This window comes from Chromobacterium violaceum ATCC 12472 (assembly GCF_000007705.1).
GTDB classification, from domain to species: domain Bacteria; phylum Pseudomonadota; class Gammaproteobacteria; order Burkholderiales; family Chromobacteriaceae; genus Chromobacterium; species Chromobacterium violaceum.
On sequence record NC_005085.1, the window covers coordinates 4160063 to 4172748 of the forward strand.

Here is a 12686-nt window from a genome sequence, read left to right on the forward strand (position 1 = left end):
GTTTCCGGGCGCGGGCCTCCTTACGCCCAAAGGGTACGCAATGAGCAATACATCCGAGCAGATCCGCGCCGCGCTGGCCCACATCGATGCCCACGAGCGGGGAACCTGGGTGGCCATGGCGATGGCGATTAAGTTCGAGCTGGGCGAAGCCGGCTTCCCGATCTGGGACGACTGGAGCCAGACGGCGAAGAACTACCAGGCCAAGGCCGCGCACAGCGTCTGGAAGTCGATCAAGCCAGCCGGCCGCGTCACCATCTCCAGCCTGTTCGCGCTGGCCATCCAGCAGGGATACCGGCCCGAGCAGCCCTACCAAGCCCCCAGCCCAGAAGAGCGGGCGCGGCTGGACGCCGAGCGCGCCGCGGCCCAGGCCGAAGCCGAAGCGCTGGCCGAGCAGCAACGCCAACAGGCCAGGACCAAGGCCGGCCGCTTGTGGGAGCGCGGCCACAGCGTCAGCGCCGAGCATGGATACCTGACCTGCAAGGGTATCGTGCCGGCCGGCGCCGCCCAGCTGCGCGACATGCTGCTGATCCCGCTGCGCGCCGGCGGCGAGCTGGTCAACCTGCAGATCATCAGCGCAGATGGCAGCAAGCGCTTCCTGACCGGCGGCCAGGTCAAGGGCGCATCGCTGGTGCTGGGCAAGCTGCGCGACGCCGCCCAGGTGCTGCTGTGCGAGGGCTGGGCCACCGGCTGCAGCCTGCACCAGGCGACAGGCCAGCCTGTCGTCGTCTCCTTCAACGCCCACAACCTGGTAACAGTTGCCGGGCGCCTGGCCGCCACCTTGCCGCCGGCGGTGGAAGTGATCGTCTGCGGCGACAGCGACGAAAGCCTGACCGGCCAGCAGGCCGCCGGCCGCGCTGCCCAGCTGCTCCAGCCGCGGGGACGCTCCGTGGTCCCGGTCTTCACCACTGAGCAGGTGGAGCAGCATCGCCAGCAGCATGGCGACAAACTGCCATCCGACTTCAACGACCTGCACCAGCTCGCCGGCCTGGAGGCTGTCACCGAGAGCGTTTTTCCGGGTGATTCAAAAATGGTGGGAACACTGGGAACAGTGGGAACAGAACCGCTGAAACCATTGCCAGATAAGGGTTCTAGCCGTTCCCAGTTTTCCGTTCCCACTTCCGAGTGTTCCCACTTTCTCCCCGAAAATACCCCGTCGGCGCCGGCTGACGGCTCCCCTTTCTTCGTAGTGGAGGGCATTCCCGGCCAGCGCGATGGCGTGTATTGGCTGCCGCCGGCGGAGGATGGCAAAGACCCGGCCACGCCGTGGTGGCTGTGCTCGCCGCTGCACGTCCTGGCCGAGACCCGCGACGCCAGCCAATCGAATTGGGGCCGGCTGCTGGAGTGGCGCGACAACGACGGCCACCCGCACCGCTGGGCCTGCCCGGTGGAGATGCTGGCCGCCAGCGACACCGCTGAGTTCCGCCGCGAGCTGGTGCGCGGCGGGCTGACCATGTCGACCAGCCAGAAGGCCCGGCAAAAGCTGGTGGACTACGTGTTGAGCCACCGCCAGGCCGCCGCGACGCGCCTGCGCTGCGTCTCCCGCATTGGCTGGCACGACGTGCGCTATGTGCTGCCCGGGGAGGTCCACGGCGAGCAGGACGGCGAAGGCGTGATCTACCAGGGTGCCGACAGCGGCGACTTCGACCGCGCCGGCACGCTGCAGGAGTGGCAAACCCACATCGCCGCCGCCGCGGCCGGCAACAGCCGCATCGTGTTCGCCATCTCGGTGGCCTTCGCTGGCGTGCTGGCAGACATGGCCGGCGAGTCGGGCGGCGGCTTCCACTTCGTCGGCACCACCAGCAAGGGCAAGACATCCACCTTGCTGGATCCGGCCGCCAGCGTCTGGGGCAATCCCGACCAGTTCGCCAAGAAGTGGCGTACCACCCAGAACGGGCTCGAGGGCCTATGCCTGGGCCGCAACGACAATCTGCTGATCCTGGACGAGCTGGCCCAGATCGCCCCGGCCGACGCCGGCGGCGCCGCCTACCTGATCGCCAACGGCCAGGCCAAGGCGCGCATGACCAAGGAGGGCGGCAACCGGCCGGCGCACACCTGGCGCGTGATGCTGCTGTCAGCCGGCGAGATCGACCTGGCCCAGCACATGGCCGAAGCCGGCAAGAGCGCCAAAGGCGGCCAGATCGCCCGCTTACCCGCCATCCCCGCCGATGCCGGCGCCGGCATGGGCACCCTGGAGCAGTTACACCAGCACCCCAGCGGCCAGGCCTTCGCCGACGCCATGAAGGCCTACTCCCGCCAGTACTACGGCACCGCGGGCCCGGCCTTCCTCGCCGCGCTGACACCTCCGGAATGCATGGACGAGATCCGGCGCGACATCAAAGACGGCGTCACCGGCCTGATCGAGTATCTGGGCGTTCCGGCTGGCGCCGCGCAGGAGGTGGGCCGCGTGGCCGCGCGCTTTGCGCTGGTGGCTTTCGCCGGCGAACTGGCCACGCGCTACGGCGTCACCGGCTGGAAACCCGGCGAGGCGGTACAGGCGGCCCGGCGTTGCTTCCGCGAATGGCTGGCCGAGAACCATACCGGAATGGCCGCCGACGACCGCGCGCTGTTCGCCCAGGTCAGCGGTTTCATGCAGACCCACAGCTCCACCCGCTTCCCACCGCACGACGCAGCTCCAGAAGTGCTGGCCCGCTACCTGAACCGCGCTGGCTTCACCTTCATCGACGAGCAAGGCACGCAGCAATTCTGGGTGTTGTCCGAGCCCTTCAAGAAGGAGCTGTGCCGCGGCTACACCCCGCTGATCGCCGCCCGCTCGCTGCTGCGCGCCGGCTGGCTGCTCGCCGGCGACACCGAAGGCAACACGCGGCGCCACACCCGCAAGAAGCGGATCAAGGCGCTGGATTCCGCAACCGTGAACGTCTACGTGCTGACCAGCACAGTACTGGAGGGCGAAGAATGAACATGCCGCAATGGCTCAATGCCACCATCCACCAGTCAGGGAAAAGCAGCCCAGAAGAGGCCAAAAGTGGGAACACGGGAACGTGGGAACAAAAAACGGGAACACCGGAAAGCCTTATCCAGCAAGGGATTCAGGAAGTTGTTCCCACTGTTCCCACTGTTCCCACCGAAAAACAGTCACCCCAGAAAACGCTCTCAAGCCTCCCTCTGGAGGGGGGCGCTATCCCTTCGGCCGGCGATTTTGCCGCCGGCATCGTCACCGCGCTGGTGATGAAGCAGCCGATGCCGCCGGCCGCCCTGCCCGCCGATCTGCTGGAGCGGGTCAGCCTGATCTGCAACCTGGAACGCTGGCCGAGCGCCGGCCGTGTCGAGTGGCTGGGGATGCTGCGCGCGCAAATCGAGCGCGACGGTGTGCCGGTGGCTGAGCTGGTGGCCGCCCTCGATGCCCACCTGAACCGCCACCATGCCGGCGCGACGGCTGACGATGACCGGGAAGCCATCGAGGAGCGAGCCGCGATCATGGAGCACGACGGCGGCTTGTCGCGCGCCGAAGCTGAGCACCGCGCCAAGCAGGCGAACGATTGCATGAACTGCCGGCACTGGAAGGGAGAAGCCACCGTGCCGGATGCACGCCAGCGCGCGGCGCAGATGGTGGGCCTGCAGACGCCGCACCGCGGCAACGCCACCCAAGGGATGTGCGGCGCCCGTTACCGGCCCTGGCGCATCTCCAACATGGCCAGCGAGGCCGATTACACCCGGTGGCACTTCATCGGGCAATGCGCCTTCCAGCCGGCGCACATTCAGGAGCACGCCGCATGAAGCCCTTCCGCCTCGAAGACCACTTCCGCCCCATCCCCGATGACCCGGAGGGCGGGCTTTACCTCAGCGCCGCGGCTACCATCTGGCTGGCTTACGATGCGCTGTTCGACATGGAAGACGGCAGCGAACAAGGCCGCGCCAATGCCCGCGAGTTGATCCGGGCTTGCATGGCAGTTTTCAGGGCCGCCCGTTTTCCGAAGGTGGGCTATCTCGAAACCTGGCTGGACCGCCCAGGCGCGGATGTATGCCGCGTCCTGCCGGTGTTGGCCGAAGCCTGCGACGCTGTGGACAGCATGCGCTTGATGGAATCCATGAACCGCGCCATGCGGGATGATGACAGCGCCACCTGATCTACCCCCGCCCTCACGATAGCCGCGATCTATCCGTATCAACCCAAATGATTGACTTTTGCTATTTTTAGCCAAAAAATAATAGCCTAAGTCAATCAATAGCCTGCAGACGGTAGGCGGCAGAAGGGGGTGGCATGAAGCTGATCGAAGCGGCCCGGTCCATGGGAAAGCATGTTTTCAGCACCAGAGAGGCGGCCGCCATCCTTGGGCGCAAACCTCAGACCTTGCGCAAGTGGGCCTGCAGTCAAGCCGGGCCGCTGCGCCCAGTTCGTATCGGTGGCCGTCTGGGCTGGCCGGTGGAAGAAGTGGCGGCTCTGGCTGGCCAGGTCATGAAGGACGGAGACTAAGCCATGGCGTTTGAATCCTATTCGGTAGCGGTAAAAATCAGCCTTCTGAACGAGATCAGTTCAGGCTTGCGGCTGCTGTCGTCCGATCTGGCACGCTCGCAAAAGGGCGTTGACCAGCTGCAGGGGAAGCTCGACAAACTGCGTGACTTCGCCAAGTCGGGCGCGCTGGCAATTGGCGCGGGCGCCGGCATCACGCTGATGTTCAAGCAGCCGCTGGAGGATGCACGCAAGCTGCAGACGGAGATCGCGCGCTTCTCCACATTGGGCTTTGGCGATAACGTCAACCGGCAGGCGCAGCAATTCGCACTGGGCATGAAGACCTTCGGCACCAGCCTGACCGACAACATGACGCTGTTGTCTGACGCCATGGCGGTCTTCAAAGACTTGCACCATGCCGAGTTTGCCGCGCCGATCATGGCCAGGATGAAGTTTGCCAACGAAACGTTGTATGGCAAGGCCGGCGGCGAAGCCAATGAACGCAAGTTCATGGATCTGCTGAAGGTGATTGAGCTGCGCGGCGGCACGCTGAGCGAAAAGGTTTTTGCGGAACAGGCCGACTTTGCGCAGAAAGTCATTACCGGCAGCCGCAACCGGGTGGACGCTTCCCAGATGCTGCAGGCGCTGAAAACCGGCGGCCTGGCGCTCACCCGTCGCAGCAATGAGGCCTTCTACCTGGGCGCCGAGCCACTGATCCAGGAGTTTGGCGGATCGCGCTATGGCACCGGCACCATGTCGCTGTATCAAAACCTGGTGCAGATGCGAGGCACCATCACGTCACAGCAAGAGATGTTCCGCCTGGGCCTGCTCAATCCCGCCATGGTCCAGTTCAATAAGCTGGGCAAGCTCAAGAAGGCCAAGGCCGGCGCGTTCATCGGCTCCAACATTCTGGAGGAACGGGGCGAACTCGCTTTCCTCAAAGAAGTCTTGCTACCGGCCTTCAAGCGGCACGGCATCACAGGCGATGAGGCCATCATCCGCGAGCTGGGCATGATCCTGAGCAACCGCACCGGTTCCGCGCTGCTGGGCCGGATCTACCAGCAGATGCCGACACTGGAACGTCAGATTCAGGCCAACAAGTCCGCCATGGGAATTGGCCAGAGCGAGAAGGCCGCGCGCGGCACGGTGGACGGCCAGATGCTGGAACTGCACAAGCAGTGGAACACCTTGATGACCCAACTGGGCGTTTCCATCCTGCCATCCGCCATCAGCGTGCTGAAGGAGCTGAACAGCTTCCTCAGCGTGACCAACGAGCTGATGAAGAAGGACGGTGACGGCATCAAGGCACTGACGAAAGACCTGTTCATCCTTGGGCCGGCGCTGATGATCGGCGGCACGATCCAACTGACCAGCCGCGCCATGGGTGGCTTGGGCCTCATCATGAAGCTGTCCAAGATGCAGTCAGAAGCCGCCGCCGGCAGCATGGGTGGTCTGACCCGAGCAACCAAGCTGGCCGAGGTAGAAGCCACCACCACCGCCGGCCGTGTGCGCCGGCTATCCCAAGAGGTGAACGTCCTGGGTAACGCGGCAGCAGCATCCAAGCTGAAGGCCGAAGGCGCGGCGCTGGGTGTGGGCAAACTGTCGGGCACCGTCGGCGAGCTCGACAAGGGCGGCCGCCTGGCCAGGATTGCCGGAGGCCTGTCCCGATTCGCAATGGTGCTGGGGGAAGTCGGTCTAGCGCTGCTGATCCTGCCGGACATTTTCCGTGCCGCGGCAGATGCCGGCACCATCGCGGGCCGCTGGGTGGCCGGCTGGGGCCAGGACAAAGACAAGAACCAGAACACTCACTTCAAGCCTGGCCAAAGCCTGGGCGTGATGGATAACTACCGCCCCGGCCCAACCGTCGAGCGCGCGAACCAGATGTTCCCGAAGAAGAACGACTTCTTGGCTATCCCGGATGATGGGGCCTACGGCCACAGCAAGGATCGGTACCAGTTCACCACGCCGGTGTCCGTGCAAAGCCTGTTGGCCCTCTCCCCCATTCCACCAGCAGTACAGCCGGTCATCAACGTCAAGGTACAGGTCGGCGGCAAGGATGTGGCTGCCGTCGTCACCCGCGAGATGGTCCGCGAGGCCAGCAAACCCCAGACCGGCATGTCTGGTTTCGACGGCTCAATGATGCCGCTGCGTCCTGACATGCCGTCCTCAATTCTCCCCCGGGGCTAAGCCCCAGCCATTCCGGCATCACCACGCGTAACCAGAAAGGAAGCTCCATGAACCAGCGAGTCACCGTACACCAGGCCGCCGAAATCAATACCGAAGTCGTGGCCAAACCCAAGCCTCAGTATGAAACCGTGATCGACGCTAAGGGTCGCAATATCCGGCTGCGCCGCCTGACGCCCCTGGACGAGTCTAGACTGATCCTGGCCGTTGGCCCGGAGAACGCCGCCAACACCGTCTACCTGAACACCTTCGTCGTGCCGGCCGCGATGGTCGCCTACATTGACGGCGAGCCCTACGGCCAGCCTGGGTCTATCGCCGAAATCGAGATGGTACTGGATGACCTGGACACTGAAGGCATGCATGCCATCATCGACCACCTGGCAGCCAAGAACGAGGCGGCACGCGCCGCGCTGGCGAAGCTGCTGGATGCTGAGAAGGAAGCCGCAAAAAACTGAGTCGGAACCCCGAGTTTCAGCAATCCTGCTACCTACTGAAAAACGGGGTTCCTTTCCATCTCCTCTTCGACGTGGACAAGCTGATGCCGCATGAGCATGTGGCCTTCTACGTCACCTTGGCGGAGTTTGCCGGCAACCAATTTGACTGGCACGCCATGGCCTTCAAGAAGCCGAAGGCCAACTAAAACGGGACGGCGGCCGCGCCTCATACTGGCCGCCCATCCTGATTTCGAAAACAAACCCCATGGAAGACCAGTAGCCCAGCTTTCAGCCCATCGATTTCCCACTATGATGACACCATCGCAAGGGGCGCATCATGGAATGGATACTGTTGATAACTGCCGCCATGGCGCTGGCAGTCTGGCGGCTACACGTCAAGGAGCAAAACCGACAACGCCAACGGCAAGAAGCGGTGGCGCAGCAGCAGGCAAGAGCCGATGCGCTCATGTGCTATTTCCGCCAGGTGGACGACGCACGAGCCTTCCCTGACGTGCCGCTGCCATTGAACATGCAGGCGGGAGAGTTTGGCGTGATCGAGGCCGGCGCCACCCTCTACGGCTACCGCAAGCAGTCCTACAATGTCGGCGGGGCTGTGCGTGTCGCGCGTGGCGTCTATGTAGGCGGCGGGCAGCGCATCAGCGTAGATGCCTTGACGCCGCTGGCCGACGGCGCGCTCAACCTGACCAACAAGCGGGCCGTATTCCTGTCGCCCCAAAAGACCATCAGCTTCAAGCTGTCGGACGTGATGTCCCTGGAGGCCATAGACAGCTCAACCATGGTGCTTCACACCGCCAAGCGCACCGCGCCGCTGATCTTTTCCATGGCCGACTGCGACGCGGGCCTGGTTGTCCTCCTCATCAAGCTGTTCAGCGCCGGCACCTTCGACAGCCGCTTCCTCCCCGATGGCTTAAGGATCGAGCCAAAGAAGGTTCTGGAAGAGGTCGTCGTCAGCGTCAGCCATGCCTGAATCCGGGCCAATCCGGTGTGCCTGCGCAAGGGATCCAGCGGCTTCTGCCGGCATGGGTGCCTCTTAGCGAAAACAAACCCCATGGAGGACAAAGCGACATGCTCCGGAAGTCCGCCACTCTTGCGATCACCACATTGACGCAATGTGGCGCAAGCGCAAGGCAAAAGCCCTAAGGTAAAAATCTCCTGGCTTTTGTCATATCATGGGGAGTCCATTCTCTACGAGCCGCATACATGAAAGCCACCATGCTCTGCGCTATGTCTGCGCTACTCCTTGCAGCGCAAGCAATGGCTGCCGACAAAGTCGAGGTATGTGCCAAGTATCGACAAGGGTACAACTGGTCGAATCCCTACAAGGTGGAAGCCACCTCACTTACAGGGTCAGAACTGAATATCGCGACACACAGGGTAGACTTCGACTATATCGCAAGGTACGTGGTTATTTTCTGGGACCAGGGACAGGCCAGCATCATCAAGCTCGACTACCCTTTTCTGACCTACGTAGCGCAAAACGGTATTGATCAGCGCGGGGTGCAGTGGGAAGTCAGCCTCGGCAGCGTTTGTTACTGAGCATAGTGGAGCACAATCCAAAGCAGACCATCAACCAACTCCACAGGATCGCAAAACTGAGGGAATGAGTCGAACACCGGGAGCACCCTGTTTTTCCGTGTACCCATGGGTGTACCCGTAAGAAAAACGCGAATAGCTCAATCCTTTCCAGGCAAGGCTTTGAGACCTCTACTCAATAATCAAATTCAACATCGAGTAAAATACCTCTCTTGGGAACGCAAAGAGCCGCCTTGATCACGAGGCGGCTCTTTTATTCAGTCGGCAAGAAAAGAAAATACTCAATCTCACCCTGCCTTCAGCTCCGCCGGCAAACTGTCCGCGCTGAAGTCTTGCGCAGTCAGAGCATGGTCCTGGAAATACTGCGTCCAAAAAGGACTCGCATCGATCATCTCTTGCAACCGCGCCGATAAAGCCTCACTCCCTTGGCTATCCCCCATCAGCCTCTTGCATTCGATGACTTTGTACATAGCCAGAGCATGGTCATTGCGCAGCAACAAGACATTTTCGAACGTTTCCAACGCTCTCTCATAATTTCCATACTTAATATCTGAATTTCTCAGGAAATTCATTTCCAAATTAATATCGTATGCGATCGATTCTATTTGCGCAGGCGTAAAATCCTTGGTTTCGACTACGCACTTTTTGTAGCCTGCCATCCTGATATCGCCTTTTATCTGTCCATTTTTGACTGCCTTGATATACATTTCACTGCCCGCCAATGGCGTGGCAACGTTTATCCGATACCAGTTCGCATCCAGTGACTTCAAAAACTCTCGGGTGTCTTTGATATCATTTAATGTTTCACCGGGCATGCCGATGATGATATTGCAGTCGGTATAAATTCCCAGATCCCGGCAATCCTCGACCACCCGGTTCGTGATAGACAATTTCAACGGTTTCTTCATCACCTCTTTCAATACCCTGGCGCTGCCGGACTCCACCGCAAGAGTCAACTGTCTGACGCCCGTTCGGTGCAATTCCTCCAGCATGGGGCGATCCAAAGCATACAAGGCAAGCGCATTTGGAAAGAAACAGGTCAGCTTCAATTTCTGTGCGATCTTCAAAACGCTGGTAGCCCAGCTCTTGTCCCACAGGAACATGTCATCCTCGATAACCAGCGTGTTTGGCGCATACTTATCGCACAACCCTGACAGTTCACGCTCTATCCTGTCTATGGTGAAGCTGCGCATTTTTCGTCCATGCACGGTATGCGCGGCGCAAAATGTGCAATGAAATGGACAGCCACGACTCCCCATATAAGTAATATAGTTTGTTCTATCGCCTATTGATGTATAGGCTTTGATAGTCGGATTCAGGTGATAGTCCGTCAAATCGATGCAGTCGTAATCCAGGTCAGGAATATCGTCCAGGTTTGAAATGAAGTTATGCTGATAAATCCCACCTGATTTCAAATTTTCATGCGTGACCCACTGACTCGAACCATTGCAATAGGCAGCCTTGTCATCCGCCGCCATCAACTCCGAAATAGGTAATTCCCCTTCTCCGAAGCAAAGCGCGTCAAATGCCTCTGGTTTGTCAGAGAAAATTTCTCTATACATGGTTGTCGGCAAGTTGCCGCCGCAGATCCTGAATGCGGCAGGAAAGACCATGCTGGCAACATCGGCCAGGGCGAGGAGATTATCATAGCCGGTAATAAACAAGGATGAAAAACCTATCACATCCGGCTCAAACCCGGACTGCTTGATTTTTATAAATACCTGCTCAAACCAGGCATGGAATGAAGTGGCCTGTGGATCATCCCATGTTTTATGTATTTCCGTATTGAAATCGACTACCCTGACTTCAGTGTCGCACTTTTCTTTCAGCCAAGCGCTTATTGTCAATACGCCAAGAGGCACATCCGTGATCAGGACGCCATATTTCTTTCCGTTCTTATGCATCCAATACTTGCTGTTTGAAGATGGATTGACAAAAGCCTCGAACGTGATGTTGGGCGGAATAATCAGTAAACACTTGGAAGACATTGCCGACCTCGCTGACTTGCAATGAGTGCATGAATCTTAAGCATTGACGATAGGGTCCAGGCCTCTCAACGTCATGCTTATTGTCCTAGCCTACGCCATCCCAAAACCTGGAGGATGCTGCTTTCCCCCCCAAACACCACATGATGCCATAAGCATCACAGTACCTCGACATTTCAAGTGCGCCGCCCATCAATCTGGGCCACCCGGCTTCCGCCTCTCGACGCAAAGCCTATGGCGCAGCGCACGGTTGGAGTCTGACTTCCTTTGTTCTAGACCAGTTATCGGCCGCATCGACAGCCTCTTGACTCAGATATGTCCATTCCCCGAACCCATTCATCAACAGACCGGCAACCTGTCTGCATACCATTGCCGAAAACCTTTCGCTTCCGAATCAAGCACCTAATATGAAGGGGGTTATTCGCGTAGCCGCGTCGATGGATCAATCGTGGAGAAGTGAGATGTTTTATCAGTTGACAGTCAGGCAGAAGCTTTTCGCCGGATTCGGTTCGCTGCTGGCGATGTTGCTCGCCGTGGTGATCGTGGCGATGTTCAAGATGGACAACATCCAGCAGAAGACGCGGGACATTACGGAGGACCGCTATCCCAAGGTGATGCTGATCGACCGCATCACGATGACCACACTGGACATCGGCCGCGGCGTGCGCAACGCCATCATCGCTCCCGATCCGCAGCTGATCGAATCCGAGATCGCCAAGGTGGAAAGCCTGCGCGCGTCCAATACCGCGGACATGGATGCACTGGACAAGCTGATGGCGACGCCGCCAGAGCGCGAACTGTTGGAGAAGGTAAAACAGACTCGCGCCGTATTGGGCCAGCAATACGCGCCCATGTATCAGCTGGCGCGCACCAGCAAGGGCGCCCCCACCTATCTTTTCCTGAAACAGCACTTCGCGGCATCCAACAATATCTTCATGGCGGCGCTGAAGGATTTGGCCAAATACCAGGAAGAGCGGATGAACAAAGCGGTGCAAGACAGCCAAGGCACCTACAGTCAGGCCCGCAGCCTGATGGTCACCGTGGCGCTGCTGGCCTTGGCGCTGGGCGCGATGGCGGCATGGTTCATCTCCAGGCTGATCACCGCCCCGCTGCAACGCTCGGCCCAATTGGTGCATCAGATCAAGCAAGGCGATCTGTCCGGCGCGGATGAGCCGCTGCCGGCGGCCCGCGACGAAGCCATCAACATCGCGCGCGACATCCAGGACATGCGAAAAGGACTGCGCGAAGTGGTGTCCAGCATCCAGGAAAACGCGCACAACGTGTCCAATGCCGCCCGCGAACTGGCCAGCATGTCGGAAGAAGTGGCCGGAGGCGCGCAGCGGCAATCCGAAGCCACCACCTCCGCCGCCGCCACCATCGAGCAATTGACCGTCAGCATCAACCACGTCGCCGACAACGCCGACCAGGCATCCGGCCAGGCCCGCTCCGCAGGCGAACTGGCCAGCCGCGGCGGCCACAACGTTCAGGCCTCGGTCGGCCAGATCGGCACCGTGTCCCAATCCGTCGCCAGCACTTCGCAACAGATGCAGACGCTGACCGAGGAAGTGCAGCGCATCGGCAATATCGTCACCGTGATCCGGGACGTGGCCGACCAGACCAATCTGCTGGCGTTGAACGCGGCGATCGAGGCCGCCCGCGCCGGCGAGATGGGCCGCGGCTTCGCGGTGGTGGCGGACGAAGTGAGAAAACTTGCCGAAAGGACCACCAGCTCCGCCCAGGAAATCACCCAGATGATAGGCTCGATCCAGCACAACGCCCACCGGGTAGTGGACAGCATGGCAGGCAGCTTGACCAGCGTCGAGGCGGTGTCAGGCAGCGCCAGCGAGGCGAGCAACTCGATGCAGGAAATCGAGAACAGCACTCAATCCATCGTCGGCACCATCGCCAGCATCACTTCCAGCCTGTCTGAGCAGCGCGCGGCCAGTTTGACGCTGGCGCAGAATATGGAGCAGGTGTCGCAGATGGCGGAGCAGAACAGCGCCACGGTGGAGGAGCTGGCCACCACCTCGAGCGAGCTCAATTCCCTGTCCCAGAATCTGCAGCATGTCACCGCCCGCTTCAAATTGTGAGCGCGGCTCCGGCAGGCGGCAAAACGATGGC

At 60.5% G+C, this 12686-nt stretch carries 10 protein-coding genes; 9 read left to right on the plus strand and 1 reads right to left on the minus strand.

The annotated features are described in order from the left end of the window. Nucleotides 1–40 precede the first annotated feature (40 nt). From CV_RS22370 to CV_RS19125, 8 genes are all read left to right on the plus strand, one after another. The gene (locus tag CV_RS22370; protein ID WP_052278871.1) at nucleotides 41–2917 is read left to right on the plus strand and encodes a DUF927 domain-containing protein; all 2877 of its coding nucleotides are present in this window, start codon (nucleotides 41–43) and stop codon (nucleotides 2915–2917) included. After that, nucleotides 2914–3735, plus strand: coding sequence for a hypothetical protein (locus tag CV_RS19095; RefSeq protein ID WP_011137405.1), 822 nt, complete (start codon nucleotides 2914–2916; stop codon nucleotides 3733–3735). The genes CV_RS22370 and CV_RS19095 overlap by 4 nt, the downstream gene beginning before the upstream one ends. Next, complete coding sequence (locus tag CV_RS19100) at nucleotides 3732–4085, plus strand: hypothetical protein (protein ID WP_011137406.1); 354 nt, start codon at nucleotides 3732–3734, stop codon at nucleotides 4083–4085. The genes CV_RS19095 and CV_RS19100 overlap by 4 nt, the downstream gene beginning before the upstream one ends. Nucleotides 4086–4219: 134 nt before the next feature. Beyond that, nucleotides 4220–4432: a helix-turn-helix domain-containing protein gene (locus CV_RS19105; protein WP_011137407.1), complete on the plus strand. Its 213-nt coding sequence runs from the start codon at nucleotides 4220–4222 to the stop codon at nucleotides 4430–4432. 3 nt (nucleotides 4433–4435) lie between these two features. Further along, the gene (locus CV_RS22375) at nucleotides 4436–6595 is read left to right on the plus strand and encodes a hypothetical protein (RefSeq protein WP_011137408.1); all 2160 of its coding nucleotides are present in this window, start codon (nucleotides 4436–4438) and stop codon (nucleotides 6593–6595) included. A 47-nt stretch (nucleotides 6596–6642) separates the two neighbouring features. Then, nucleotides 6643–7047 carry a hypothetical protein gene (locus tag CV_RS22380; protein WP_011137409.1) on the plus strand — a complete coding sequence of 135 codons (405 nt, stop codon included), beginning with the start codon at nucleotides 6643–6645 and terminating at the stop codon, nucleotides 7045–7047. A 316-nt stretch (nucleotides 7048–7363) separates the two neighbouring features. Then, the gene (locus CV_RS19120; protein WP_011137410.1) at nucleotides 7364–8014 is read left to right on the plus strand and encodes a hypothetical protein; all 651 of its coding nucleotides are present in this window, start codon (nucleotides 7364–7366) and stop codon (nucleotides 8012–8014) included. Nucleotides 8015–8247: 233 nt separating this feature from the next. Then, nucleotides 8248–8583, plus strand: coding sequence for a hypothetical protein (locus CV_RS19125; RefSeq protein ID WP_115610242.1), 336 nt, complete (start codon nucleotides 8248–8250; stop codon nucleotides 8581–8583). A 284-nt stretch (nucleotides 8584–8867) separates the two neighbouring features. On the opposite strand, the gene CV_RS19130 is transcribed toward CV_RS19125, so the two are convergent. After that, a complete protein-coding gene (locus tag CV_RS19130) occupies nucleotides 8868–10568 on the minus strand; it encodes a B12-binding domain-containing radical SAM protein (RefSeq protein WP_080509072.1) in 1701 nt (566 codons plus the stop codon). Nucleotides 10569–11026: 458 nt separating this feature from the next. Between CV_RS19130 and CV_RS19135 the strand changes: the two genes are divergently transcribed. Next, the gene (locus CV_RS19135; protein ID WP_011137413.1) at nucleotides 11027–12655 is read left to right on the plus strand and encodes a methyl-accepting chemotaxis protein; all 1629 of its coding nucleotides are present in this window, start codon (nucleotides 11027–11029) and stop codon (nucleotides 12653–12655) included. The last annotated feature ends 31 nt before the right edge of the window (nucleotides 12656–12686 follow it).